Here is a 25,561-nt window from a genome sequence, read left to right as displayed (position 1 = left end):
GCACGAAGCACCCTGTTCAACCCCACCCATGCTCCGCCGCACCGCCTCTCTCACCCTGCTCGTCACCGCCGCGGGGCTGCTCACCGCTTGCAGCAAACCCGATCCGCAGACCGCGCTGGAAATCGCGGTGCAGCAGTTGCAGGATCATCTCGAAGCCAAGGACAGCAAAGCCGTGCTGGGGATGCTGGATGCGCGGTTCAGAGCGCAGGACGAGTACGACGCCGAGTGGGCGCGCAAGACCATGGCGCTGATGTTCCTGCGCTATGCCAACGTGAAGGTGATCGCGGTCACGCGCAACAGCCGCATCGACCCGCCGGGTTCGAGCATCGGCATCACCGAGGCGCAGGTGCTGTTCACCGGGGCGCAGGGCCTGATCCCCGAGCGGGCTTCGCCCTATTCGGTGCAGCTGCAGTGGGCGCTGGACGGGTCGGACTGGAAGCTGCGCGACCTGCGCTGGGAGTGAGCCGCGGGCTCAGTTTCCGGTGAACATGCCGGTGGCGAGTTTCATCAGCGCCACCACCGGGCCTTCGAGCATGGGCAGGGTGACGGCGATGCCCAGCAGACCGGTGGTGAGGGTGAGCGGGAAGCCGATGGCGAAGGCGTTCATCTGCGGCGCCACACGCGAGATGAAGCCCAGCACGATGTTGACGAACAGCAGCATGCCGACCATGGGCAGCGCGATCCACAGGCCGTAGCGGAAGACGACCGAGCCCAGCTCGTGCAAGCGCATGCGTTCGATGGCTTCGAACGCGCCGGTGCCCACCGGGAAGGTCTCGAAGCTGGCCACCACGGCCTGCAGCACCATGAGGTGGCCGTTGAGCACCACGAACAGCAGCATGGTGCTGTTGCCGTAGAAGCGGCCGACGGCGCTGGTCTGCTGGTTGGTGGTGGGGTCGAAGAAGCCGGCGAAGTTCAGGCCCATCTGCAGGCCGATGATTTCGCCCGCCAGTTCCACCGCCGCGAACACGATGCGCACCGCCAGGCCGATGGCCAGACCGATCACCACCTGCTGCACCACCACGCCCATGGCCCGCGGGTCGGTCAGGCCGACCACGGGCTGGTCGGCCAGCGCGGCCTGGGCGCAGATGGCCACCAGCATGGCCAGTGCGACGCGGGCGCGCATGGGCACCGAGCGCGCCGAGAAGATGGGCGCGCTGGAGAACACGGCGAGGATGCGCAGGAAGGGCCAGAACACCGGCGCCACCAGCGACATGATGTCCGCTTCAGTGAACGAGAACATGGCGCCGCGCGAGCGTTCAGATCGCGTGGTTGGGAATGGCCAGGATGGTGTTGCGGATGAACTCGACCAGGGTGGTCATCATCCACGGGCCGGCGATCGCGAACACGGCGATGGCGGCGATCAGCTTGGGCACGAAGGAGAGGGTGGCTTCGTGGATCTGGGTGATGGCCTGGAACAGGCTGACCAGCAGGCCCACGCCGAGCACCACGGCCAGCACCGGCGCGGCCACCATGAGCACCATGAAGAGGGCGTTCTGGCCCATCGTGAGGGCGGCTTGGGGGTCCATGGGGTTTCCTTGACTACGTGGCGAACGAGGCGGCCAGCGAACCGAGCAGCAGGTTCCAGCCGTCGGCCAGCACGAACAGCATGAGCTTGAAGGGCAGGGCGACCAGCACCGGCGAGAGCATCATCATCCCCAGCGACATCAGCACGCTGGCGACCACCATGTCGATCACCAGGAAGGGGATGAAGATCATGAAGCCGATCTGGAACGCGGTCTTGAGTTCGCTGGTGACGAAGGCCGGCACGATGACGCGGAAGGGCGCGGTCTCGGCCTTCACGTCCTCGGGCAGCTTGGCCAGGCGGGCGAACAGTTCGAAGTCGCTCTGCCGGGTCTGCTTGAGCATGAACTCGCGCATCGGGCCCTGCGCGCGGTCCAGCGCCTGGTCGAACGGGATCTGGTTGCTGGTGTAGGGCTGGTAGGCCTCGTTGTAGACCTTGTCCAGCGTCGGCCCCATGACGAACAGGGTGAGGAACAGCGAGAGGCCGATGATCACCTGGTTGGGCGGCGCGGACTGCGTGCCCAGGGCCTGGCGCAGCAGAGACAGCACGATGACGATGCGGGTGAAGCCCGTCATCAGCAGCAGCACCGCGGGCAGGAAGCTCAGCGCGGTGAAGAACAGCAGGGTCTGGATCGGCACCGAGTAGCTGGTGCCGCCCGCGCCCTGGCCCACCACGATGGGCAGGGCGGCGTTGCCGGTCTGCTGCGCCCAGGCGGGTGCGGCGGCGGCCAGCAGCAGGAGCGCCAGGCCGAGCAGGCGGGCGCGGTGGAGGGGTTCAGCGGTTCGCATCACCGTCCTTGCGGAACAGGGCCAGCCGCGCGGCGAAGCCGGCGGGAGCGGGCGCATCGCCCGGCCTGGCGGTGGCGGGAGGCGCTTCGGGCGGCAGGGGCATCTGGTGCAGCGCGGTGACGCTGCCCGGCGAGACGCCGAGCACCAGGCAGATGGCCTGCTCGCCCTGGCCGACCTGCAGCGTGACCACGCGCTGCTGCGGGCCGAGCGCGACACCTCCGAGCACCTGCAGGATCGGGCCGGCGCGGTGCGCGGCGCCGGGCAAATGGCGGCGGTAGCGTTGCAGCAGCCAGGCGATGCCCACCATGACGATGAGCAGCACGATGGCCGGGGCGGCGTTCTGGAGCATGGCGGCCTTCAACCCTTGGAGAGACGGCGCATGCGCTCGGACGGCGTGACGATGTCGGTCAGGCGGATGCCGAACTTGTCGTTCACCACCACCACCTCGCCCTGGGCGATGAGGTAGCCGTTGACCAGCACGTCCATGGGTTCGCCGGCCAGCGCATCGAGTTCGACGATGGAGCCCTGTGCCAGCTGCAGGATGTATTTGATCGGCACCTTCACCCGGCCGAGTTCCACCGTCAGCTGCACCGGAATGTCCAGCACCATCTGGATGTCCTGCATCACGTTGCCGCTGTTGGTGGCGGGCGCGGTGCGGTGGTCGTCGAACGCCGGGGCGCTGTCGGGGGCGCTGTGGCCGGCGCTGGCGACGGCCTGTTCTTCGAGGGCCTGGGCCCAGTCGTCGGCAACGGAATCGTTCATGGTGTCGGGGGTCTCAGTTGACATAGGGATCTCCTTGCCAGGTCTTGTCGGAGCTGCTGAGCTTGCGGTCGATGCGCAGCGCGTACTTGCCTTTGTGTGTGCCGTACTGGCACTCGAACAGCGGCACACCGTCGACGTGGGCCTTGATGGCGGGGTTGCGGTCCAGTTCGATGAAGTCGCCGACCTGCATCGCCAGCAGTTGCTCGACGGTGGCGTCGGTCTGGGCCAGTTCGGCCACCATGGTGACCTCGGCTGCCTGGATCTCCTGGCCCAGCAGCTTGACCCAGCGGCGGTCGACCTCGATGGCATCGCCCTGCACGCTCGAATACAGCACGTCGCGGATCGGCTCCAGCGTGGCGTAGGGAATGCAGATGTGCAGCGAACCGGTGATGTCGCCGATCTCCAGCGTGAAGCTGGTGGAGACCACGATCTCGCTGGGGGTGGCGATGGTGGCGAACTGGGGTTGCATCTCCGAGCGCTGGTAGGCCAGCTCGATCGGGTACACGCCGCGCCAGGCCTTCTTGTATTCCTCGGCCACCACTTCCACCAGGCGGTCGATCACGCGCTGCTCGGTGGGCGAGAAGTCGCGCCCCTCGATGCGGGTGTGGAACTTGCCGTTGCCGCCGTAGAGGCTGTCGATCACGCCGAACAGCAGGTTGGGCTCGCACACCACCAGGCCATTGCCGCGCAGCGGACGCACGGCCATGATGTTGAAATTGGTGGGCACGGCCAGTTCGCGCAGGAAGGCGCTGTACTTCTGCACCTGCACGCCGCCGACCGAGATTTCCGGGCTGCGGCGGATGAAGTTGAACAGCCCCAGGCGCAGGTTTCGGGAGAAGCGCTCGTTGACGATCTCCATCGTCGGCATGCGCCCCCGGACGATGCGCTCCTGGCTGGAGAGGTTGTAGACGCGGACGCCGTCGGAGGGCGTGTCGTCCTTCTCAAGCTTCTGGCTCTCGCCGGTGACCCCTTCCAGAAGGGCATCGACTTCTTCCTGGGACAGAAACGAATCGGCCATGGCGTGAGCTCCCTTGGGTCACTGCACGATGAAGCTGGAGAAGAGCACGCCCTCGATGGGGTTCGGAGCGGCCTTTTTCTTTTTCTTCTTGCCCTTGGGCGCGGGCTCGGGTGCGGCGTCCGGGTGCTCGTAGTCGTAGCCCATGACGTTGGAGATCTCGGCCATGATGTCCTGCGTCAGGGCTTCCTTGCCGTCGGCGCGCAGCATCTGTTCGGCGGTGCGCTGCGAGACCAGGATCAGGATCCCGTTGCGGATGCTGGGCATGTAGGTCTTCATGTCCTCGCCGGTCTTGGCGTCGGCCAGCTGCAGCGTGATGCCCAGCTGGGCGAAGCGGTTGCCGCCCGGATCGGCCAGGTTGACCACCATGCTGTCCAGCGGCAGGAAGGTCGGCGGGGTCTTGGGGTCGCGCAGGGGCGTGCCGTGTTCCTCTTCCTGGGCCGAGACCTCGGTGCCGTCCTCCTCGTCTTCGCTGTGCGACTTCTTCAGCAGGAAGAATGCAGCGCCCGCGCCGACCAGCGCCAGCACCACCACACCGATGATGATGAACAGCAGTTTCTTGCTCTTGGGTTTGGCTGGGGCATCGCCATTGGCGGGGGCAGCAGCAGCAGACATGGACATCCTCCGGAAGGGCGCCCCGCGGGGGGGCGGTGCCCGCCGACAAGACTGGCGGGCTGTGGAGGAATTATTGGAGCCACCCCCCCCGGGCGTAGCCCTGAATAGCGCCTGAAAACCCCGCTATTCGCCGGCTCCGCGCGGCCGGTTTGGCGATCTCAGACGAACAGGTCCAGCGGGCGGCTGCCGTCGCTGCGCGGCCGTGGCGGGGCGGGCATGGCGCTGCCGGCCGGTGCCGCCGCAGCCTCGGCACGGCCCGAAGGCATGCCCGGGCGGGCGGGCGGCGTCGCCGGGCCTTGCTGTCCCTGCTGGCCGCGCTGGTCGCTCACGCTCACGTCGCCCAGCTGGATGCCGCCGCGCTGCAGCAGGTCGGCCAGCGCGCCCTCGGCGCCCTGGCGCAGCTCGGCGCGGGCCTCGGCGCTGTCGGTGCGGAAGCTCAGGTCCAGTTCCTGGCCGGTGAGCGAGAGGCGCACGTCGATGGCGTTGTCGCTGTCTTCGCCGATGCGCAGGCTGGCCTGGCGCAGGTGCGGCGAAGCGAAACTGTCGAGCCGTTCTTCGGCCTGGGCGTCGGCCTCGGCCAGTGCGTCCTCGTAGGTCTCGTCCCGGCCCTCGCTGCGCAGACCGTCGCGGGTGTCGGAGGCGTCGCCGCCCTCCGCACCGGCGTCGCCGCCGGTGCCGGCGTGGCCGGGCTGGTCCGCGCCCAGGGCCGAGGGCAGCGCGCCCTGCAGCGGGGCCGCCGCCAGCGGCGTGTCGAGGGAGGCCTCGTCGCTGCTGGCCTGCGCGAAGCGCTGATCGAGCGCGATCGTGCTGCGCAGGGACAGGGCCGGTCCGGCGTCGATGCGCACCGCGGAGCGTTCGGCGCCGGGGGTCGACTGCGCCTGGGCCTGTGTGTGGTGCCACTGCTGGAGCGCGCTGGTGCCCGCCATCTGGGTGGTGCTGCGCCAGGCGGCCGGTCGGGCCGGGGCGGCCGGGGCGCCGTTGACCGCGGCCGGTGTGCCGGTGTTGGTGCTGGATGGCTCGGCGGCGGTACCGGCCTGGAGCTGGGCCAGGGTCTGTTCGTCCAGCGCCTCGGGCTGGTCCAGCACCTGCAGGCCCTGCAGGCTGTCGGCCGGCGCCTCGCCGGTGGCTGCCGCCGGGGCCGAACCGGTGTCCGTGGTGGCGCCCGGCAGACCGCGGCTGGCCGGGTCGGCGCCGCCGGCCGCGGCGGCGGGGAGGCCGGTCGCCGGCGCGCCCGAGGTGGGCAGGGCCGCCCAGGCCATCATGGCCTCCAGCTGGGCCTCGCCGGAATCGGCGGTCGGTGTCTCGGCAGGGGTGTCCTGCAGCAGATCGGCCGGCAAACCGTCGGTCTGGGGCAGCGGGTCGCTGCTGGCGCTCAGCAGCGACAGCAGTTGGGCGAACTGGTCGGCGGCGCTCTCCGGGCCGCCGGGCTTGCGGGCGCCCTGGGCACCGCTGCGGCCCGTGGCCTGCGCCGCCTGGGTCGACCCGCTGGATGCGGTGTGCGAAGAGGTGGGGGCGGGGCTGCTGCTCATGAACGGGCTCCGTGGGCGGCCGCGAGGCTCTGGCGCAGGTGGATGGTCAGGGCCATCTCGTCGGTGGCTTTCTGTTCCTGGCGCATGGCGCGGTGCTCGATGGCCTGCTGCTTGCGCTCGGCGTATTTGCGCAGGCCGGCGACGTCGCGCTCGGCGGCGTAGACCTGGGCCTGGGCGCGCTCGACCACCTCTTCCCGGCTGCGCTGCACCGCCTGCTGGAACTCGATGGCGTGGGTGATCTTTTCCATGAACTGGCGGTGGTGGTGCAGCAGGTTGGCGTCCACGCCGCCGGTGGTGCTGCGCTGTGCCCAGCGCTGCAGCGCCTCGTCGGCGTAGTTGCGCAGCTGGTTCATCTGGGCCTGCGCCGCCTGCAGTTCACGCTGGGCCTGACCGAGCGCGGTGAGCGCGTCGTCGCGGCGCCGGGTGGCCAGGTCCACCACCTTGTGCAGGGTCTGCAGGTTGCTCATGCGTGGGTTCCTTCATACAGGTTGTGGTTCGCGTGGCCGCGCGGCGTGCCCCGGCCGTTGCGTGCAGGCTGGTCTTCCTGCAGCGCCACGGCCAACTGCTGGAGGCTGTGCTCCATGGTCGCGGCCTCGCGCATGTCCTGCATCAGGAAGCGCTGCAGGCCGGGGTAGAGCACGATGGCGCGGTCGGTCTCGGGGTCGCTGCCGGCCGCATAGGCGCCCAGCTGGATCAGGTCGCGACTCTTCATGTAGCGCGAGTAGTAGTTGCGGAACTTGCGCGCCAGCTCCAGGTGCTGCGGGCTGGCCACGTTGTGCATCACGCGCGAGGCCGAGGCCTCGACGTCGATGGCGGGGTAGTGGCCCGACTCGGCCAGCGCGCGCGAGAGCACGATGTGCCCGTCCAGGATGGCGCGCGCCGCGTCGGCGATCGGGTCCTGCTGGTCGTCGCCCTCCGAGAGCACGGTGTAGAAGGCGGTGATGGAGCCGCGGCCGTTGAGCCCGTTGCCGCTGCGCTCCACCAGCTGGGGCAGCTTGGCGAAGCAGGACGGCGGGTAGCCCTTGGTGGCCGGCGGTTCGCCGATGGCCAGCGCGATCTCGCGCTGCGCCATGGCGTAGCGGGTGAGCGAGTCCATCAGCAGCAGCACGTGCAGACCGTCGTCGCGGAAGCGCTCGGCAATGGCGGTGGCGTAGGCCGCGCCCTGCATGCGCACCAGCGGCGGCGCGTCGGCCGGCGCGGCCACCACGACCGAACGCTTGCGTCCGTCTTCGCCCAGGATGTCCTCGATGAATTCCTTCACTTCGCGGCCGCGCTCGCCGATCAGGCCGACCACGATCACGTCGGCCTTGGTGTAGCGGGCCATCATGCCCAGCAGCACCGACTTGCCGACGCCGGAGCCGGCGAACAGGCCCAGGCGCTGGCCGCGGCCGACGGTGAGCAGGGCGTTGATGGCGCGCACGCCGGTGTCCAGCGGCTCGCGCACCGGGTCGCGGTCCATCGCGTTCAGCGGCGCCTGGTTCATGGGCTCGATGTCGACCTCGGTGATCGGCCCCATGTGGTCCATGGGGTGGCCGTGCGAGTCCACCACCCGGCCCAGCAGGCCGCGGCCCAGCGGCAGGCGCAGCAGCCCGCGGTCGCCGGCCGAAGGCGGCTTGTTGACCTGGCCCATGCGCGGCACCGGGCGGTAGGGCGCCAGCGGGGTCACGCTGGCACCGCTGGCCAGGCCGCGGGTGTCGCCCGCGGGCATCAGGAAGGCGCGGTTGTTGGCAAAGCCCACCACCTCGGCCAGCACGGGTTCGCGCTTGCCGTTGGCGATCAGGCACTGCGAGCCGACCGGCACGCGCAGGCCCACGGCCTCGAGCACCAGGCCGGCCAGGCGCGTCAGCGTGCCGCGCACCTCCAGCGGCGTGTGCACGTTGGCGCCGGTGCGCAGGTCGTCCATGTACTGGGCCCAGCGGCCGTCGGGTTCAGACATCGCCCGCCTCCGGGTTCCAGGGTTCGTCCATGCCCAGGTTGCCCAGGGCGCGGGTCCAGCGCTTCTCGATGGTGGCGTCCACCGTGGCGCCCGGGGTCTGCAGCAGGCAGCCGCCCGGGGTGATGGTGACATCGGCCACGAAGTCGGGGGCGTTTTCGCCCAGGGTCTCCATCAGCGCGCCGCGCATCAGCGCGAGGTCGTCCGGGTGCATGCGCACGGTGGCGGGCAGACCGTCCTCGACGATCTGTTCCAGCGCCTCGCCGATCACGGCGCGCAGCTGGCCGGTGTTGCTCTGCAGCTCCTGGCGCACCACCTGGCGCGCAATGTCGCAGGCCAGGTCCAGGATCTGGCGGCCGATCTTCTGCTCGGCGGCGATCAGCTGCTCGGCCATGCCGTGCAGCAGCTGGCCCATGCGCACACCGGTTTCCTCGATGGAGCGGCGCATGGCCGCCTCAAGCGCGTCACGCACCTCCTTGCTGCCGGCGTCGTGGCCGTGGGCGAAGCCGTCGGCGTAGGCCTGCTGGCGCGCTTCGTGCAGCGCTTCCTCCAGCGCCTTGTCCGGCTCGGGTTCGGCCTCCACCGCCGCGGCGACCTGGAGCGCGTCGCTGCCGTCGATCGACGAGAAGTGCCAGGCCGACACGCCGTCGATTTCCTCGCGCGGGATGAAGCGGGTGTGCGTGCTGGGCTTAGACGAAGCCTTCATCGTCGCCTCCGCCGATCACGATCTGGCCCTCCTCCGACAGGCGGCGCACGATCTTGAGAATGTCCTTCTGCTGGGTCTCCACCTCGGACAGCCGCACCGGGCCGCGCGATTCCAGGTCGTCGCGCAGGCCTTCGGCGGCGCGCGAGGACATGTTGGCGAAGACCAGTTCGCGCAGTTCCGAGGACGCGCCCTTGAGCGCGATCACCAGCGATTCCGACGCCACTTCCTTGAGCACCAGCTGGATGGACTTGCCGTCGAGCTTGATCAGGTCCTCGAAGGTGAACATCTTGTCCATGATCTTCTGCGCCAGATCGGCATCGAAGTTGCGGATGGATTCGATGACCGAGGTCTCGATCTGGTTGCCCATCATGTTGATGATCTCGGCCGCCGTCTTGACGCCGCCCATCGAGGTCTTGCGGATCTTGTCGCCGCCGGCCAGCACCTTGTAGAGCACCTCGTTGAGGTCCTTGAGCGCGGTCGGCTGAATGCCTTCGAGCGTGGCGATGCGCAGCATCACCTCGTTGCGGGTGCGCTCGGCGAAGTTCTTCAGCACGTCGGCGGTCTGGTCCGATTCGAGGTGCACCAGGATGGCCGCGACGATCTGCGGGTGCTCGTTGCGCAGCAGTTCGGCGATGGACAGCGGGTCCATCCACTTCAGGCTTTCGATGCCCGAGACGTCGCCGCCCTGCAGGATGCGGTCGATCAGCAGCGCGGCCTTGTCGTCGCCGAGGGCGCGCCGCAGCACCGATCGCACGTAGTTGTCGGTGTCGGACACCAGCAGGCTCTGCGAGGAAGCCACGGCGGTGAACTTCTGCATCACCTGGTCGACCCGCTCATGCGACACGGCCCGCGTCTTGGCAATGGCCTCACCCAGCTTCTGCACTTCCTTGGGGCTGAGGTGCTTGAACACCTCGGCCGCCTCTTCCTCACCCAGTGTCATGAGGAAGATCGCGGCGTCCTGGATTCCCTGGTCTTCCATGATCGTGTTTCCTTGGCGTGCTTACGCGGGCGCTTCGCCGTTGACCCAGCTCTTGACGATGTTCGCCACGGCCATCGGGTTTTCCAGCGCCAGCCGCTTCGCGTCGACCAGGCGGCGGTTTTCCTCGGGCATCGGCAGGCCCGGGCGCTCGGGTGTTTCGTCGAGCACGGCGTCCAGCTGCGGTGCGTTGGTCTTGGTCTTGTCCTCGGTCTTGGTGACCACGGGCTGGCGCATCATCTTCATGCCCGGGCGCACCATGCCCATGAGGATCAGCAGGGCCACGCCCAGGGCGCCCACCGGCCAGGCCAGGCTGCGGGCCAGTTCCATGTTCTCGGGCTGCTTCCACCAGGCCACCGGCACTTCCTCGGCCGGCTTGGGAATGCTGAACACGGCGTTGACCACGTTGACCGAGTCGCCCCGTTCCTGCTTGAAGCCGATGGTCTCGCGCACCAGGGCGGTCATCTGCTCCAGCTGCTCGGGCGGGATGGCGGTGGTGACGACCTTGCCCGTCTTGTCGGCGACGCTGCGGTGGTTCACCACCACGGCGGCGGTCAGGCGGCGCACGGTGCCGCTGGCCTCGCGCACGGTGCGCACGGTCTTGTCGATCTCGTAGTTGATGACCGACTCGCGGCGCTGCGTACCGGCCTTGTCGGCGTTGCTGGCCACGCCCAGCGGGGCGGCGGCGCCGTTGATGGGGGCGGTGCCGGTGGCCGGTGGCTGGTTGGTGGTGGCGCCGGGCACGCCCGCGGGCTGCGCCTGGGCGGGTGTGCCGTCCTCGACGATCTGCTGGCTGCGCACCGCGCCGGGCTCACTGCCCTGGTTGGGCCGGTGCTGCTCGGACGTGGACTCGGCCAGCGAGAAATCGACGTCGGCACTGACCTGCGCCTTGACGTTGCCCACGCCCACCAGGGGCTCGATCATGTCCAGGATGCGGCGGGTGTAGAGCTGTTCGATCTGCTGGGTGTACTGCAGTTTCTGGGTGTCGGCGCCCTGCGCCATGCCGTCGGGGGCCGCCGAGAGCAGGGTGCCGGCGTCGTCCACGATGCTGACCGCCTTGGGGTTCATCTCGGGCACGCTGGAGGCCACCAGGTGCACGATGCCGGCGATCTGGGCCTTGTCCAGAGTGCGGCCGGGGTGCAGGGTCAGCAGCACCGAGGCGCTGGGCTTCTGCTGCTCCCGGAAGAACCCGTTCTGGTTGGGCAGGGCCAGGTGCACGCGCGCGGCCTGCACCGAGGACAGCGACTGGATCGAACGGGTCAGCTCGCCCTCCAGGCCGCGCTGGAAGGTCAGGCGTTCCTGGAACTGCGTCATGCCGAAACGGTTGGCCTCCATCAGCTCGAAGCCGCTGACCGAGCCCTTGGGCAGACCCTGCGAGGCCAGGCGCAGGCGGGTGTCGTGCACCTTGTCGGCCGGCACCATGATGGCGCCGCCACCCTCGGTGTACTTGTAGGGCACGTTCATCGTGGTCAGCTGCGCAATGATGGCGCCGCCGTCCTTGTCGCCCAGGTTGTTGTAGAGCACCTTCCAGTCGGGCTGGCGGCCCATGAAGAACAGCGCGATGGCGATCGCCAGCAGGCCGAAGGCGCCCAGGCCCATCTTGATCTTCTGCGCCCGGTCCAGGCGTGAGAGACCGGCGCTCAGGGCGTTGCGGTTCTCGGGCGGAAGGTCCATTTCGGCGACGGCAGTGCTCATGGCGGGGGGCTTCGAAGTGGGTCGGCAAGTGGGGGAATCTCCCCTGTTGCGACCGAGTATCCGGTTCCGATCACCCCGGCATAGCCATGAAAAAGGCCGCCTTTGACCCCCTATTCCCGGCGCGCGGAAGGGGGCCGATCACTAGCATCCAGTCCTGCACCCGTCAGAGTGAAAGGACACCGCCATGGACCTGCGAATCAATGCCCTGAACAGCCAGGCCGTCACCGGCATCGGCCGCCCTGCGGCTGCGCGCGGCGGCGCTTCGGCCGGTGGCGTGGGCGGCGTCGGCAGCGGCTTCGCCGACAACTTCAAGACCGCCCTGCAGTCGGTGAGCAAGGCGCAGAACGAGGCCACCCAGCTGCAGAACGAAGTGCAGAAGGGCAACCCCAACGTGAGCCTGGAAGAGACCATGCTCGCGATGCAGAAGGCCCAGATCGGCTTTCAGGCCACCATGCATGTCAGAAATCGCATGGTGCAAGCCTATACAGACATCATGAATATGAGCGTTTGACCCCCCGCGCCGCCTGCGGCGTCACCCCCCAGGGGGCGATGCGAGCGGCCCGGCGAAGCCGGTTCCGCAGCATCCTCGACGAACTTCCCTTCGTTGATCAATGGACTTGTTTTGCGTCCATGAGCTGTTCGAGGTCTCCGAGCCAGGGTTCGGCCAGGCAGCGGATCTCGGCGTCGGCGCGCAGGATGCGCTGCATGATCCGGGCCTTTTCCCTGCGCTCGTCGGGCGCCAGCTGCAGGTTGCGAGACTTGTGGCGCAGCTGGGCGATCAGCACCGCGCAGGTGCCTTCCAGGTGAACGATCTGGTCCCAGTCTTCCACACGGGCGGCCTCCAGCATGCGCTGGCTCGCGGATTCGATGGCTTTGTAGTAGTCCAGCAAGCTGTGCTCCATGATCAGGCTCCCCGGCCCGCGATGGGCTGCAGGTAGGCGGGGCCGGGGCCTCCGATGAGTTTCCACGACTGGGCCACGGGCTCGATGAGCTTGCTCACTTCCTCGAGCGCCTTGGGGTCGTTGCGCAGGTTGGCCTGCGTCAGCCGCAGCGTGCTGTAGTTGTAGAGATCGCGCAGGTTGGCGGCAACCTCGCCGCCCTCGCGCAGGTTCAGGCCGGCCTTGAGCCCTTCTTCCAGGATGCGCACGGCCTTGCCGAGCGCGGCGCCTTTGGTGACGGTGTCGCCGCGGACCATGGCACCGCGGGCCTCGGCGATCGACTGCAGCAGCGCGTCGAACAGCAGGCCCACCAGGGTGTGGGGGTCGGCGCCCTGCACGCTGGTCTCGACGGCAACGCGTTTGTAGGCAGAGGCGGCGCGGTGGCTGGCAGAGGTGAACATGGTGTCGGTTCCTTGTTGCTGATGCCTTTTTTTATCGGCATCGGCGACCGGGACTGTAGTCACTAACGTGTTCATTTTTGTCAACCCTTGTTCCACAAGGTGATCTGCTGGCTGACAAAGGCACTCAGGCCGTTGAGCGAACCGACGGCCGCGTCCATGGCGTTGTACTGGGCCAGAAAGCGCTTCTCGGCGCGCGCGGCCTTGTCGTTGACGCGCTCCTGGTCGAGGGTGTTGCGCTTGATCGAGGCCTGCAGGGCGTCGGTCTTGTTGGTCACCGTGCCGTCGGCGTCGATCAGGCCTTCTGCGAAGGTCTTGATCTTCCAGCCGAAGCCGGTCGCCGTGGCGTCGTTGCTGGTGGAGGTGAACAGGGCCTTGAGGTCGTCCAGGTTGTCCAGCGCGGCGTCCATCTTGGTCGCGTTGATCTCCAGCTTGCCGCCGGATTTGATTTCGATGCCGACGTCGGAGAGGCGGCTGTAGGGCGTGCTGGCGGACACCGATCGCATCATTCCGCGCAGGGCGTTCTGCAAGCCCACCGTGGTGGCGTCGCCCTGCAGCGGGCCGGCGGTCTTGGTGGCCTCGTCGTAGCGCAGGGCACTGGCCAGCGTGCTGTTGAGCGTGTTGTAGGCGTCGACGAAGGTCTTGATGTTGCTGCGGATGGCCTCGGTGTCGTTGCTGACGTCGATGGTCACCGGTGCCGTGGTCTCCTGGCTGAGCTGGATCGTCATCCCCGTGAGGGTGCCGCTGAGCGTGTTGCTGGCCGAGACGATGGGCACGTTGTTGATAGTGGCCTGTGCGTTCTCCGCGCTCTGCGATCGCGACATGCCGTTGGCATTGCCCACGCTGAAGGCCAGGCGCGAGAGGCCGGCGGCGTCCGTGTCGTCGCCGTCGTCGTCGGCGACCGTGATGCGGAAGGCGTTCTCCTCGCCGGTGGCCTTGGAGCGCACCAGCAGACGTTCGCCCGAGGCGTCCCGCAGCACGGTGGCGCTCACGCCCGCGTCGGATTCGTTGATCTTGGCCGCGATGCTGGAGAGCGTGTCCTGGCCTGCGTCGATGTCGATGGTGACCGGCGTGCCGCTGCCGGCGGTGAAGCTGCTGCCGCTCCACTGGCCCAGTTGGATGGTCATGCTGCCGGTGCCCATGGCGGTGCCCGCGGTCACCGCGGCGGATGCGGTGGACTGGGCCTTGGCCAGGTTCTGCACCTCCATGGTGATCGAGGTGGCGGGTGCACCCGCCTTGACCGTGACCCCGATGGCCGACGGGTTGGAGGAGGTGGCCTTGACAGGGTTCCAGCCCGAGTCCTTGGACAGCTTGGCCGCCGCATCGCCCAGCGCCGACACCTGGGACTTGATGGTGCCCATGGTCGAGAGCTTGGTCTGCAGCGAGGTGGCCTGCGTCTTGAGCTGGGTCAGCGGCGCCTTTTCCAGGGCGACGAGCTGCGAGACGATGCTCTGGATGTCCAGGCCGCTGGCGATGCCTGGTGACGAGATGGTGGCCATGGACGCTCCTTGTCATCCGCGACGGGATGTACCCATCGCACGCGGTCCGCATGCGATCGGTACATGCCTCCAAAGACGAGGCGACGGGGCACCGGGGTGCCGCCGTCGCCGCCCGCCACACCCGGGCGGGTGTGGCGAAACGTGCCGTGGATCAGCGCAGCAGGGACAGCACGCCCTGGGGCAGCTGGTTGGCCTGGGCGACCATGGCGGTGCCGGCCTGTTGCAGGATCTGGGCGCGCGAGAGGTTCGCGGTTTCCACCGCGAAGTTCGCGTCCATGATCCGGCCGCGGGAGGCGGCCAGGTTCTCGGACGAGACCTGCAGGTTGGCGATCACCGAGTCGAAGCGGTTCTGCTTGGCGCCGAAGGTGGCGCGGGCGGTGGTGATCTCGTCGATGGCCGTGTCCAGGTTGTCCATGGCGGTCAGCGCGTTGGCACGGGTGCCCACACCGCCGGCCACGACGGCCGTGATGCCCGAACCGGCGGTCAGGTTGGTCGTGTTGATGGTGATCTGGTCGGTGCCCACGTTGTCGGCGCCCACCTGGAAGGTCAGGCCGGCCGACGTGCTCAGCAGGTTGGTGCCGTTGAACTTGGTGCCGGTGAGCACGCGGGTGACTTCGGCCGCCAGTTCCTGGTATTCCTCGTCCAGGTTGGCGCGGTCTTCGTCGGAGTTCGAACCGTTGGCCGACTGCACGGCCAGTTCGCGCATGCGCTGCAGCGCGTCGCCCACCTTGCCCAGCGCGCCTTCAGCGGTCTGCGCCAGGGAGATGCCGTCGTTGGCGTTGCGGATCGCCACGTTCATGCCCTTGACCTGCGCGTTCATGCGCTCGGCAATGGCCAGACCAGCGGCGTCGTCCTTGGCAGTGTTCACGCGCAGGCCCGAAGACAGGCGCTGCATCGAGGTGGACAGCGAGCCGGTGGACTGGGCCAGGTTGCGCTGTGCATTCAGGGACTGCACGTTGGTGTTGATGGTGCTCATCGTTAACTCCTAAAGTTGGACTAAGGTAATCCGGCATCGCTGCCGATCTCAACGCCCGTCTTTCGACGGACCGCCATGACCGGTGCTCGTTGCCGCAAGCCGGTTGGCCCTCGGGCCGCTGACCGTCTCGCCGCGTTGCTTGCCGGACGACGAACCTTTTAGAAGTTCGTTGAGATGCTTTTCGGTGGCCCTGACATATTCTTTAGCCCGCGCTTACACCGGATTACAGAAATAAGCAAGGCATGCACCGCCCTGTTCCGGCCTTAGTGACCGGCAGCCCTGCGGCAGAGTGGGCCGGCAGCGGGTGCACAGTGAATCTCGGAATGAGTACCTAGGTTGTAGGAAGAAATCCGACACGGCGTCGGGTGGGCGCTGACAGTGCGAACAGCCGTTTACCGATTCAAGTTTTTTTACCGGTCGACACAATTACAAACATCAAGTCAGCAGATGTAAGCAACCCGCCAGCACCGCCGACCCGACCTGAAGGAGTAACACCATGGACAGCGAACAACTCTTGGCCGAAATCCGCGAAGCCAACCTGACCTACCTGATGCTGGCCCAGAACCTGATCCGCAAGGACCGCGCCGAAGCGCTGTACCGCCTGGGTCTGACCGAAGAGGCCGCCGACCTGCTGGGCATGCTCTCCACCGCCCAGCTGCTCAAGATCGCGTCGACCAACATGCTGCTGTGCCGCTTCCGTGTGGACGATGACCTGGTGTGGAACCTGCTGACCAGCCACAACGTGAAGAAGGTCGACAACGCCACCACGACCCAGCTGCACGCCAGCATCCTGATGGCCGGCAAGTTCGCCGAGTCGATGACGGCACACTGACCCCCACCCCTGCACGGAGCACGCCATGGCCACCGCAAAAAGCATCCTCAACGAGTCGCGCGACATCGCCCGCGCCGTGGCCCTGATCCAGCTCGGTGCCCGCCTGCAGGTGCTGGAGTACGAGACCAGCCTGTCGTACGAGCGTCTGCTGCGCCTCTACAAGGAAGTGGCCGGCAAGAGCCCCTCCAAGGGCCAGCTGCCGTTCTCCACCGACTGGTTCCTGACCTGGCAGCCCAACATCCACGCCTCGCTGTTCCTGAACATCCACGAGTACCTCTCCAAGACCAGCGACCTGGAAGAGATCGACACGGTGATCAAGGCCTTCCGCCTCTACAGCGAGCAGATGCAGGCCAGCGCCATCGAGCCCCTGCTGTCCGTCACCCGCGCCTGGCGCCTGGTGAAGTTCGTGGACAGCGGCATGCTGACCCTGACCAAGTGCTCCTGCTGCGGTGGCCACTTCGTGACCGAGCCCTACGAGAACGCCAAGAGCTTCGTCTGCGGCCTGTGCGAGCCGCCGGCCCGCGCCGGCAAGGGCAGCGCCAGCGGCGGCCTGCGCCTGCACTGAACGCGCGCTCCGTTCAAACCCTGAAAAGGACCCTTGCGAGGGTCCTTTTTGCGTTTCTGGCGGCCCTCAATCCCCCCTAGAGTTGGACCGATAGGAAGGTCAAGCGTCGCGAGCCTTCCGCTTCGGCTTCCTCCAGCTTCCATTCAGGGTTCCGTCCATGTTCGTCGTCATCGGCTTCGTGATCTCGATGGTCTGCATCTTCGGCGTGTTCATCATGCACGGGGGCAACATCGGTGTCGTGCTCACGGCGCTGCCGTTCGAGATGATCACCATCTTCGGCGCCGCCTTCGGTTCCTTCCTCATCAACAACCAGATGAAGGTGGTCAAGGCGACCATGAAGGGCTTCGGCCAGTGCTTCAAGGGCAGCCGCTTCACCAAGGCGCGCTACATGGAGCTGCTGGCGTTGCAGTTCGACATCCTGCAGAAGGCGCGCAAGGAAGGCCTGATGGCGATCGAACAGGACGTGGAAAGCCCCGAGCAGTCGCCGCTGTTCAAGAAGTACCCGGTGATCTCGTCCGACCACCACGTGGTGGAGTTCATCACCGACTACCTGCGCATGATGGTCTCGGGCAACCTCAACGCCCACGAGATCGAGTCGCTGATGGACGCCGAGATCGAGACCCACCACCAGGAGGCCCATGCCCCCGTGGCGGCCATTGCCCGGCTGGCCGGCGCGCTGCCCGCCTTCGGCATCGTGGCCGCCGTGCTGGGTGTGGTGAACACCATGGGCTCGGTGGGCCAGCCGCCGGCGGTGCTGGGCGGCATGATCGGATCGGCCCTGGTCGGCACCTTCCTGGGCATCCTGCTGGCCTACGGCGTGTTCGAACCGCTGGGCGGTCTGCTGGAACAGAAGACCGAAGAAGCCTCCAAGGAATTCGCCTGCATCAAGACCACGCTGCTGGCCTCGATGCAGGGCTACGCGCCGTCGACCGCCATCGAGTTCGGCCGCAAGGTGCTGTTCTCCGACGTGCGGCCCAGCTTCTCCGAGCTCGAAGGCCACGTCAAAGGGAAGAAGTGATGGCCGACGGCAAGAAGCTCCAGCCCATCATCGTCAAGCGCGTCAAGAAGGGCGGGCACGCGGCGCACGGCGGGGCGTGGAAGATCGCCTACGCCGACTTCGTGACGGCCATGATGGCCTTCTTCCTGCTCATGTGGCTGCTGGGCTCCACCTCGTCCGGCGACCTCAAGGGCATCGCCGACTACTTCTCCAACCCCGTCAAGGTCACGCTGATGGGGGGCAACGGCACCGGCAACAGCGACTCGGTGCTGCCCGGTGGCGGCCAGGACCTCTCGCGCCGGGCCGGCCAGGTCGACACCGGCGACGCCGAGCGGGCGGCCAAGCTCATGGGCGCGCAGATGGCGCGGGCCGAACTGGCCCGCAAGGACGCCCAGCGCATCGACGCCCTGCAGACCAAGCTCAACGAGCTGGTCGAGAACAACCCCACGCTCTCCGAGTTCAAGTCGCAGATCCGCATGGAGAAGACCGCCGACGGGCTGCAGATCCAGATCGTCGACGACCAGAACCGTCCCATGTTCGACGTCGGCAGCGCCATGGTCAAACCCTACATGCGCCAGATCCTGCGCGAGATCGGCGGGGCCATCGGCGACATGGAGAACCGGCTGGCGCTCTCCGGCCACACCGACGCCACGCCGTATGGCAGCGGTGACCGTGGGTACAGCAACTGGGAGCTGTCGGCCGACCGGGCCAACGCCTCGCGCCGCGAACTGGTGGCCGGTGGCCTGCCCGACAACAAGCTGGCGCGCGTCGAGGGCCTGGCCTCCAGCCGGCTGCTGGACGCGAACCAGCCCGAAGCACCGATGAACCGGCGCATCAGCATCCTGGTCATGACGCGCGAGGCCGAGGAACGCATGGCGCCCACCGGCGACGGCACCGCGCTGCGCCCGCCCATTGTCGAAGCACCTGCCGAAGCCGCCGCCCCGGCGCCGCAGGTCCCGCCGCCGGCCGGCACCGAAGCGGCCGCTCCCCAGGTCGACCCTCCGGTCGCACCCGTGCGCAAGATGCCGCTGGGCCTGCCCGATCTTCAGAATCTGGCCGAAGTGCCGAAACCCCGGGAAGAGGCTGGGCCCGTCAAGCCCCGCTGAACCGCCACTGTTTCCTGACAGGAGACCTCACCATGTCCACCCCGATGAAATTCCTGATCGTTGACGACTTCTCCACCATGCGCCGCATCGTGCGCAACCTGCTCAAGGAGATCGGTCACGCCGACGCCGACGAGGCAGAAGACGGGGTGATCGCGCTGAACAAGCTGAAGAACGGCAGCTTCAACTTTGTCGTCAGCGACATCAACATGCCCAACATGAACGGCTTCCAGCTGCTGGCCGAGATCAAGAAGGACGAGGCGCTCAAGCACCTGCCGGTCCTGATGGTCACCGCCGAGGCGCGCAAGGAAGACATCGTGATGGCCGCGCAGGGCGGCGCGGCCGGCTACATCGTCAAGCCTTTCACCAAGGCCACGCTGGAAGACAAGCTCGCCAACATCTTCAAGAAACTCGGCCTCTGAGCCTTGCGGGAGTTCCTATGTCAACGAGCAACAGCCCGGGCAATCCGGAAATGTTCCAGCAACTGGGCTCCATCACGCGCCAGCTGCACGACGCCCTCAAGGAACTGGGGTATGCCGACAAGCTCAAGGGCACGGTCGACCAGCTGCCCGACGCCCAGAGCCGGCTCTCCTACATCGCCCGACTGACCGGCGAGGCGGCCGAGAAGGTGCTCAACCATGTGGACGGTGCCAAGACCGAGCAGGAGACCATCGCAGAGCGCGGGCGCCAGCTCAGCTCCACCATCGCCGCGGTGCCCGGCCTGGCCCGGGCCATGCCCGAGCTGCTGAACTGGTCCAGGGACGTGGTCGAGCTCAGCGAGAAGAGCGACGCGCGCCTGACCGAGATCATGATGGCGCAGGACTTCCACGACCTCACCGGCCAGGTGATCAACCGGGTGGTGCAACTGGCCGCCACCATCGAGGAACAGTTGCTGGCCCTGCTGCTGCAGTCGGCGCCCACCGGCGCCCCGGGCCAGGACAAGGCCTACGACATGAGCAGTCTGCAGGGGCCGGTGGTCGACCCCGAAGGCCGCACCGACGTGGTGGCCGACCAGAAAGACGTGGACGATCTCCTGGCGTCTCTGGGCTTCTGAACTTTCCGGTTTCGCGCTGGGGGAATAGGGCGGTGCTTCGCCGCCTTTTCACGCATTCATTTCGGGGGCCGACTTCCACAATCTGACTCAAGTTTTCCTGAGTCAGACCGATGTCCTCCTCCCAAGACAAGAACCTGCCGGCCACCGCGCACCGCCTGAAAAAGGCGCGCGAGGAAGGCCAGCTGCCGCGTTCGAAGGAGCTGTCCAACCTGGCGGTGCTGGGCGGGGGCGCGGTGCTGCTGATGCTGCTGCTGCCTCTTGGCTTTGCCCACCTGCAGACGGCACTGGCTTCCCAGCTGCGCTTTGACCACACGGCGCTGCTGCAGCCCCAGCTGCTGACCGAGCGCCTGCATGCCAGCCTGGGTCTGGGCCTGACGGTGTTCCTGCCGCTGGGTGTGGCCGTGCTCGCGCTGGCCGTATTCGCCGCCTTCGCCTCGGGCAGCTGGACCCTCACCACCCACACCATGAAGCCGGACCTGGGCAAGCTCAGCCCCATCGCCGGGCTCGGGCGCCTGTTCTCCAAACAGCAGCTGTTCGAGACCACCAAGCTGGCCGTGATGACCGCCATCGTCGGCTTCGTCGGCTGGAAGTTCCTCTCTTCCCACATCGCCGGCTTCGCCAGCCTGCTGATGCAGCCGCTGGAGGGCGGTCTGGGCCAGCTGGCGCTGTGGATGCGCACCGGCGTGGGCATCCTGCTGGGGGTGGTGACGCTGTTTGCGCTCATCGACTTCCCGATGCAGAAGTTCCTGCACGCCCAGCGCCTGCGCATGTCGCGCGAAGAAGTCAAGCAGGAGCACAAGCAGAACGAAGGCGACCCGCACGTCAAGGGCCAGCGCCGCCGCCGCCAGCGCGAGCTGGCCCACCGCATCAGCATCGGCGCCGTGCCCAGGGCCGACCTGGTGGTGATGAACCCGACCCACTACGCGGTGGCGATCCAGTACGACGACGCCACCATGGCCGCGCCGCGCGTGATCGCCAAGGGCGCCGACCTGCTGGCCCTGCGCATCCGCGATGTGGCCAAGGAGCACAAGGTGCCGGTGCTGCAGTCGCCCATGCTGGCGCGCGCGCTCTACGCCCACGCCGAACTCGACCAGGAAATTCCCTCCGCCCTCTACACCGCGGTGGCCCAGGTGCTGGCCTACGTCTACCAGCTCAAGGCCGCGCTGGCCGGCCGTGGCGCCATGCCCGGCGCCGCGCCGAATCCGCAGGTGCCGCCCGAACTCGATCCGCACTGGAAGCAACCGCCGACCCGGGGAGCCGCTGAATGAACGCCCAACTGAAATTCCTGCAACAGTGGTTCGGCCGCCACGCCGCCCTGGCCCAGGGCCTGGCCGCCCCGCTGCTGGTGGTGCTGGTGCTGGCCATGATGGTGCTGCCGCTGGCGCCCTGGGTGCTGGACACCTTCTTCACGCTGAACATCGCGATCGCGCTGGTGGTGATGATGGTGGCGGCCTACATGCGCGCGCCGCTGGACTTCTCGGTCTTTCCCACCGTGCTGCTGCTGACCACGCTGCTGCGCCTGTCGCTGAACGTGGCCTCCACCCGTGTGGTGCTGATGGAGGGCCACACCGGCCCCGGCGCCGCGGGCGCGGTGATCGAGGCCTTCGGCCACTTCCTGATCGGTGGCAATTTCGCGGTCGGCTTCATCGTGTTCGCCATCCTGGTGGTGATCAACTTCGTGGTGATCACCAAGGGCTCCGAGCGCATCGCCGAGGTCTCGGCCCGCTTCACCCTGGACGCCATGCCCGGCAAGCAGATGGCCATCGACGCCGACCTGGGCGCGGGCCTGATCAACGAGCAGGAGGCCAGGCGCCGCCGCGCCGAGGTGGGCGAGGAGGCCGAGTTCTTCGGCTCCATGGACGGTGCCTCCAAGTTCGTGCGCGGCGACGCCATCGCCGGCATCCTGATCCTGTTCATCAACATCATCGGCGGCCTGGTCATCGGCATGGTCCAGCACGGCCTGTCGGCCGGCGAGGCGGCCGACAGCTACATCCTGCTGGCCGTTGGCGACGCGCTGGTGGCGCAGATCCCGGGCCTGCTGATCTCGGTGGCCGCCGCCATGGTGGTCTCGCGCGTGGGCAAGGAACAGGACCTGGGCGTGCAGATGGTCGAGCAGATGTTCATGTCCTCGCGTGTGCTGGGCATCACCGCGGGCGTGCTGTTCCTGCTGGGCGTCATTCCCGGCATGCCGCACCTGGTGTTCCTGGCCTTCGCCTCGATGATCGGTGGCCTGGCCTGGTGGCGGCTGCAGGAAGAGCGCCGGCCCAAGCCCGCCGAACAGCCGGCCGCGCCGCCCAGCGACGGCGAGGCCACCTGGGACGACCTGCAACCGGTGGACCTGCTGGGCCTGGAGCTGGGCTACCGCCTGATCGCCATGGTCGACAAGAACCGCCAGGGCGACCTGCTCACCCGCATCAAGGGCGTGCGCAAGAAGTTCGCGCAGGAGGTGGGCTTCCTGCCGCCGGCCGTGCACGTGCGCGACAACCTCGAACTGCGCCCCAGCGGCTACCGCATCACCCTGCGCGGCGTGGTGGTGGGCGAGGGCGAGGTCTTCCCCGGCATGTTCCTGGCCATCGACCCGGGCGGCGTGGGCACGCCGCTGATCGGCACCCCCACCAAGGACCCTGCGTTCGGCCTGCCCGCGCACTGGATCGACGAGAAGCAGAAAGAGAACGCGCAAATGGCCGGTTTTACGGTGGTTGATTCCGAGACCGTGCTGGCGACCCATCTTTCACACTTGATGCAAGTCCAGGCGGCCAAGCTGCTGAGCCGGACGGAGACCCAGGACCTGGTCGAACACGTGACCCGCCTGGCCCCGAAACTGATCGAAGAGGTCGTGCCGAAAATGGTTCCCGTCGCCACCTTCCAGAAAGTGCTGCAGCTGCTGCTGGAAGAGTCGGTGCACGTGCGCGACATCCGCACCATCATCGAATCCCTGGCCGAACACGCCGGCAGCATCTCCGATCCGGTCGAGCTGGCCCGCCGTGTGCGCACCGCCCTCTCGCCAGCCATCGTTCAACAGATTTACGGCGGTTCGGTCAAGGAACTTGAGGTCATCGCGATCGAACCCGGCCTGGAGCGCCTGCTGATGCAGGCCCTGACCGGCAACGGCGCCGGCGCGCTGGACCCCGGCGTGGCCGAGACGCTCTCGAAGTCGGCCGCCGAAATCGCCAACCGGCAGGAAGAGCGGGGCGTGCCCGCCTGCCTGCTGGTGCCCGACGCCATCCGCACCGCGATGGCCCGCCTGCTGCGCCGCGCCGCGCCGCGCCTGCAGGTGCTCGCCCACAGCGAGATTCCTGAAACCCATCTCATCCGTATCGGCCCGATTCTTGGGGAGCTTGCAGCATGAACATCCAGCGATTCACCGCCCCGACCTCGCGCGAAGCCATGGCCAAGGCCCGCCAGGCCTTCGGCGACAGCGCCGTCATCCTCTCCAGCCGAGCCACCGACGGGGGCTTCGAAGTGATGGCCGCCGCCGAAGAAAGCCTGGCGCCCGTGGCCCAGCCCGGTTCGCTGGCCAGCCGCGCCGAGGAGCGCATGCCGGTCATCCGCACCCGCCGCGCCGATCCGCCCGCCTTCCGCGACTCGGTGCAGGAAGACACCGAGCAGATGGCCATGAGCACGCTCTCGTTCCAGGAGTACGTGCGTGAGCGCATGCTGCGCAAGCGCCGCGCCGCCATGGACGGCGAGGGCGCCGGGGACAGCGCACCGGCCGCCCGCGAGACCGCCGCGCCGCGCGCCCCTGCGGCCCGCGCGCAGGCCCCGGCCGAGCGCCCCGCGCCGGTGCGCCTGGCGACGCCGCCGGCCCCCATGGCCACGCCCGAGCCGGCCCCGATCCGCACCCGTCCGGCCGCGGCGGCCCCGGCCTGGGCCGACAGCGAGGCCCCGCAGCAGCGCCCCGCGTCGGCCAGCGAAGGCCGCATGGCGGTGGAACTCTCCGCGCTCAAGGACATGATCGAGGAGCGCTTCAACACCCTGGCCTGGCTGGGTTCCTCCAAGCAGAACCCGATCCAGTCCACGCTGATGCTCAAGCTCATCCGCGCCGGCTACTCGCCCGCCATCGCACGCGCCGTGCTCGAGCGCATGCCGGCCGACACCGATGCCAGCCAGGCCGTGCGCTGGGTGATGGACACCCTGACCCGCAACCTGCGCACCGCCACCCCGGGCGCCGGTCTGTGCGACGAGGGCGGCGTGGTCGCCCTGATCGGTGCCACCGGCGTCGGCAAGACCACCACGGCCGCCAAGCTCGCCGCCCAGTGCGTGCGCCAGCACGGCGCCTCCAGCGTGGGCCTGATCACGCTGGACACCTACCGCGTCTCGGGCTACGAGCAGCTGCGCGCCTACGGCCGCATGCTCGGTGTCGTGGCCCACCTGGCGCACGACCGCGCCGCGCTCAAGGACCTGCTGGGCCTGCTCTCGGGCAAGCGCATGGTCATCATCGACACCGCCGGCCTCGGCCAGCGCGACCAGCGCATCCAGGAAATGCTGGACGTGCTGGACATGCCCTCGGTCAAGAAGGTGCTGGTGCTCAACGCCGGTTCTCATGGCGACACGCTGGACGATGTGCTGACCTCGTTCAAGTCCAGCGGGTTGCACGGTGTGGTGCTCTCCAAGGTGGACGAGGCCGTCAAGCTCGGCCCCGCCATCGACGCCCTGGTCCGCCACCAGGTGGTGCTGCGCGGTGTGGCCAACGGCCAGCGCGTGCCCGAGGACTGGCAGAACCCCGACGCCGCCACGCTGGTGCGGGTGGCCATGGGCACCGAGGGCAAGTCGGCCTACGACCCGGTCGCCACCGACATGGGCTTCTACTTCTCGCAGGCCTCCTCGCGCGGCATCCAGCTGGGGGCCGGCCATGTTTGAAGCCGGTTTCGACCAGGCCGCCGGCCTGCGCGCCCACCCCCAGCGCCAGGGCCCGGCCCTGCTGGCGGTGGCCAGCCCGCCGCAACCCTCCCGCGCCTACGAACTGCTGTGCCACCTCTCGGCCCAGCTCAAGGCCCAGGGCCGCCAGCCGGTCATCCTGGACGGCACCGCCACCGAAACCGCCGAGCGCCGCAGCGGCGACGGCAGCCCCCTGGGCCTGCTGCACGCGCTGAACGACCCCGCGATCTCGGATCTGGGTCATCCGGCCGACGGCCACGAATGGCTGGTGATGCCGGCTGCCCGGGGCCTGCGGGCGCTGCAGCAGACGGCGCTGACCGCCGGCGGCGCCGTGGCGCTCTCGCGCCTGCTCGCCCCCTTCGGCAACGGCAACCTGCTGCTGTTCTTCGCGCCGGCCCACGAGCTCTCGCCGCTGTGCGGCGACCTGCAGGCGCGCGTGGTGGTGCCGGTGCTGCAGTACCCCCGGGACGCCCTGGACGCTTACGGTGCGGTCAAGCTGCTGCACATGGCGGGCGCCCGCCCGGTGCTCGCTCCCGTGGCCAGCGACGACCCCGGCCAGGTGCTGGACAGTGTGCTGGCCACGGTCTGCGACTGCGCCGACCGGCACCTGGGCCTGGACATGGAGCTCTGGAGCGAGCCCGTGTGGGCCGCCTGCGCGCAGGAGCACGCCATGACCCGGCCCCAGCGCCCGGACACCTTCCACGGTCTGCGCGACGTCAGGTTCGCCGCCACCGGACCGTCCCCCGTGGGCGCGATGCCCTCACTCTGGAGTTGAACGAC

General features: G+C 68.2%; 29 protein-coding genes. 12 read left to right on the top strand and 17 right to left on the bottom strand.

Annotated elements, in window-relative coordinates; genetic code table 11:
- Positions 1-28: 28 nt before the first annotated feature.
- Positions 29-463 carry a hypothetical protein gene (locus RCO38_RS04485; protein ID WP_308327085.1) on the top strand — a complete coding sequence of 145 codons (435 nt, stop codon included), beginning with the start codon at positions 29-31 and terminating at the stop codon, positions 461-463.
- Between the two features lie 9 nt (positions 464-472).
- Here RCO38_RS04485 and fliR read toward each other — a convergent pair whose 3' ends face one another.
- The 13 genes from fliR to fliF all read right to left on the bottom strand — a co-directional run bounded on the left by fliR (position 473) and on the right by fliF (position 11,541).
- Positions 473-1,240 carry a flagellar biosynthetic protein FliR gene (gene fliR, locus RCO38_RS04480; RefSeq protein WP_308327084.1) on the bottom strand — a complete coding sequence of 256 codons (768 nt, stop codon included), beginning with the start codon at positions 1,238-1,240 and terminating at the stop codon, positions 473-475.
- 16 nt (positions 1,241-1,256) lie between these two features.
- A complete protein-coding gene (gene fliQ / locus RCO38_RS04475) occupies positions 1,257-1,526 on the bottom strand; it encodes a flagellar biosynthesis protein FliQ (RefSeq protein WP_066154898.1) in 270 nt (89 codons plus the stop codon).
- 13 nt (positions 1,527-1,539) lie between these two features.
- A complete protein-coding gene (fliP, locus tag RCO38_RS04470) occupies positions 1,540-2,310 on the bottom strand; it encodes a flagellar type III secretion system pore protein FliP (protein WP_308327083.1) in 771 nt (256 codons plus the stop codon).
- Positions 2,297-2,659, bottom strand: coding sequence for a FliO/MopB family protein (locus RCO38_RS04465; protein ID WP_308327082.1), 363 nt, complete (start codon positions 2,657-2,659; stop codon positions 2,297-2,299). Before RCO38_RS04465 ends, fliP begins: the two co-directional genes overlap by 14 nt.
- Positions 2,660-2,667: 8 nt before the next feature.
- Positions 2,668-3,096 (bottom strand): flagellar motor switch protein FliN, encoded by a 429-nt coding sequence (gene fliN / locus RCO38_RS04460; protein WP_308327081.1) that lies wholly within the window; start codon positions 3,094-3,096, stop codon positions 2,668-2,670.
- Positions 3,086-4,090 (bottom strand): flagellar motor switch protein FliM, encoded by a 1,005-nt coding sequence (gene fliM / locus RCO38_RS04455; protein ID WP_308327080.1) that lies wholly within the window; start codon positions 4,088-4,090, stop codon positions 3,086-3,088. The genes fliN and fliM overlap by 11 nt, the downstream gene beginning before the upstream one ends.
- Before the next feature lie 18 nt (positions 4,091-4,108).
- Positions 4,109-4,702 (bottom strand): flagellar basal body-associated FliL family protein, encoded by a 594-nt coding sequence (locus RCO38_RS04450; RefSeq protein ID WP_308327079.1) that lies wholly within the window; start codon positions 4,700-4,702, stop codon positions 4,109-4,111.
- Positions 4,703-4,860: 158 nt separating this feature from the next.
- Entirely contained in the window at positions 4,861-6,231 is a 1,371-nt protein-coding gene (locus RCO38_RS04445) for a flagellar hook-length control protein FliK (RefSeq protein ID WP_308327078.1), read from the bottom strand.
- On the bottom strand, positions 6,228-6,698 hold the full coding sequence (gene fliJ, locus RCO38_RS04440; protein WP_308327077.1) for a flagellar export protein FliJ: 471 nt from the start codon (positions 6,696-6,698) through the stop codon (positions 6,228-6,230). The genes RCO38_RS04445 and fliJ overlap by 4 nt, the downstream gene beginning before the upstream one ends.
- Complete coding sequence (gene fliI, locus RCO38_RS04435; protein WP_374694505.1) at positions 6,695-8,167, bottom strand: flagellar protein export ATPase FliI; 1,473 nt, start codon at positions 8,165-8,167, stop codon at positions 6,695-6,697. The genes fliJ and fliI overlap by 4 nt, the downstream gene beginning before the upstream one ends.
- The gene (locus RCO38_RS04430) at positions 8,160-8,870 is read right to left on the bottom strand and encodes a FliH/SctL family protein (RefSeq protein ID WP_308327076.1); all 711 of its coding nucleotides are present in this window, start codon (positions 8,868-8,870) and stop codon (positions 8,160-8,162) included. Before RCO38_RS04430 ends, fliI begins: the two co-directional genes overlap by 8 nt.
- Positions 8,854-9,849, bottom strand: coding sequence for a flagellar motor switch protein FliG (gene fliG / locus RCO38_RS04425; protein WP_308327075.1), 996 nt, complete (start codon positions 9,847-9,849; stop codon positions 8,854-8,856). The genes RCO38_RS04430 and fliG overlap by 17 nt, the downstream gene beginning before the upstream one ends.
- 21 nt (positions 9,850-9,870) lie before the next feature.
- Complete coding sequence (gene fliF, locus RCO38_RS04420; protein ID WP_308327074.1) at positions 9,871-11,541, bottom strand: flagellar basal-body MS-ring/collar protein FliF; 1,671 nt, start codon at positions 11,539-11,541, stop codon at positions 9,871-9,873.
- Between the two features lie 184 nt (positions 11,542-11,725).
- Here fliF and fliE point away from each other — a divergent pair, with 184 nt between their 5' ends.
- A complete protein-coding gene (fliE, locus tag RCO38_RS04415; protein WP_308327073.1) occupies positions 11,726-12,052 on the top strand; it encodes a flagellar hook-basal body complex protein FliE in 327 nt (108 codons plus the stop codon).
- A 97-nt stretch (positions 12,053-12,149) separates the two neighbouring features.
- Here fliE and RCO38_RS04410 read toward each other — a convergent pair whose 3' ends face one another.
- The 4 genes from RCO38_RS04410 to RCO38_RS04395 all read right to left on the bottom strand — a co-directional run bounded on the left by RCO38_RS04410 (position 12,150) and on the right by RCO38_RS04395 (position 15,352).
- Positions 12,150-12,443 (bottom strand): flagellar protein FliT, encoded by a 294-nt coding sequence (locus tag RCO38_RS04410; protein ID WP_308327072.1) that lies wholly within the window; start codon positions 12,441-12,443, stop codon positions 12,150-12,152.
- A 2-nt stretch (positions 12,444-12,445) separates the two neighbouring features.
- Positions 12,446-12,880 carry a flagellar export chaperone FliS gene (fliS, locus tag RCO38_RS04405; RefSeq protein ID WP_308327071.1) on the bottom strand — a complete coding sequence of 145 codons (435 nt, stop codon included), beginning with the start codon at positions 12,878-12,880 and terminating at the stop codon, positions 12,446-12,448.
- A gap of 80 nt (positions 12,881-12,960) precedes the next feature.
- On the bottom strand, positions 12,961-14,376 hold the full coding sequence (gene fliD / locus RCO38_RS04400; RefSeq protein ID WP_308327070.1) for a flagellar filament capping protein FliD: 1,416 nt from the start codon (positions 14,374-14,376) through the stop codon (positions 12,961-12,963).
- 151 nt (positions 14,377-14,527) lie between these two features.
- On the bottom strand, positions 14,528-15,352 hold the full coding sequence (locus RCO38_RS04395; protein WP_308327069.1) for a flagellin N-terminal helical domain-containing protein: 825 nt from the start codon (positions 15,350-15,352) through the stop codon (positions 14,528-14,530).
- A 496-nt stretch (positions 15,353-15,848) separates the two neighbouring features.
- On the opposite strand from RCO38_RS04395, the gene flhD reads away from it, so the two are divergent.
- From flhD to RCO38_RS04345, 10 genes are all read left to right on the top strand, one after another.
- Positions 15,849-16,184 (top strand): flagellar transcriptional regulator FlhD, encoded by a 336-nt coding sequence (gene flhD, locus RCO38_RS04390; RefSeq protein WP_308327068.1) that lies wholly within the window; start codon positions 15,849-15,851, stop codon positions 16,182-16,184.
- Positions 16,185-16,209: 25 nt separating this feature from the next.
- Positions 16,210-16,749 carry a flagellar transcriptional regulator FlhC gene (gene flhC, locus RCO38_RS04385; RefSeq protein ID WP_308327067.1) on the top strand — a complete coding sequence of 180 codons (540 nt, stop codon included), beginning with the start codon at positions 16,210-16,212 and terminating at the stop codon, positions 16,747-16,749.
- Positions 16,750-16,906: 157 nt separating this feature from the next.
- Entirely contained in the window at positions 16,907-17,767 is an 861-nt protein-coding gene (gene motA / locus RCO38_RS04380) for a flagellar motor stator protein MotA (RefSeq protein ID WP_308327066.1), read from the top strand.
- Positions 17,767-18,852 carry a flagellar motor protein MotB gene (motB, locus tag RCO38_RS04375; RefSeq protein WP_308327065.1) on the top strand — a complete coding sequence of 362 codons (1,086 nt, stop codon included), beginning with the start codon at positions 17,767-17,769 and terminating at the stop codon, positions 18,850-18,852. The genes motA and motB overlap by 1 nt, the downstream gene beginning before the upstream one ends.
- 32 nt (positions 18,853-18,884) lie before the next feature.
- Positions 18,885-19,271: a chemotaxis response regulator CheY gene (cheY, locus tag RCO38_RS04370; RefSeq protein WP_308327064.1), complete on the top strand. Its 387-nt coding sequence runs from the start codon at positions 18,885-18,887 to the stop codon at positions 19,269-19,271.
- A gap of 17 nt (positions 19,272-19,288) precedes the next feature.
- Entirely contained in the window at positions 19,289-19,903 is a 615-nt protein-coding gene (locus RCO38_RS04365; protein ID WP_308327063.1) for a protein phosphatase CheZ, read from the top strand.
- Between the two features lie 110 nt (positions 19,904-20,013).
- Complete coding sequence (locus tag RCO38_RS04360; RefSeq protein WP_308327062.1) at positions 20,014-21,171, top strand: EscU/YscU/HrcU family type III secretion system export apparatus switch protein; 1,158 nt, start codon at positions 20,014-20,016, stop codon at positions 21,169-21,171.
- Complete coding sequence (gene flhA, locus RCO38_RS04355) at positions 21,168-23,252, top strand: flagellar biosynthesis protein FlhA (RefSeq protein ID WP_308327061.1); 2,085 nt, start codon at positions 21,168-21,170, stop codon at positions 23,250-23,252. Before RCO38_RS04360 ends, flhA begins: the two co-directional genes overlap by 4 nt.
- Positions 23,249-24,763: a flagellar biosynthesis protein FlhF gene (gene flhF / locus RCO38_RS04350; RefSeq protein WP_308327060.1), complete on the top strand. Its 1,515-nt coding sequence runs from the start codon at positions 23,249-23,251 to the stop codon at positions 24,761-24,763. Before flhA ends, flhF begins: the two co-directional genes overlap by 4 nt.
- Positions 24,756-25,556, top strand: a complete 801-nt coding sequence (locus RCO38_RS04345) for a hypothetical protein (protein WP_308327059.1) — start codon at positions 24,756-24,758, stop codon at positions 25,554-25,556. The genes flhF and RCO38_RS04345 overlap by 8 nt, the downstream gene beginning before the upstream one ends.
- The last annotated feature ends 5 nt before the right edge of the window (positions 25,557-25,561 follow it).

Origin of the sequence: Hydrogenophaga pseudoflava (genome assembly GCF_031020795.1) — a bacterium.
GTDB lineage: Bacteria > Pseudomonadota > Gammaproteobacteria > Burkholderiales > Burkholderiaceae_C > Hydrogenophaga > Hydrogenophaga pseudoflava_A.
The sequence above is the reverse complement of the archived record's forward strand: the minus strand, read 5'-3'. Positions and strand labels throughout refer to the sequence as shown.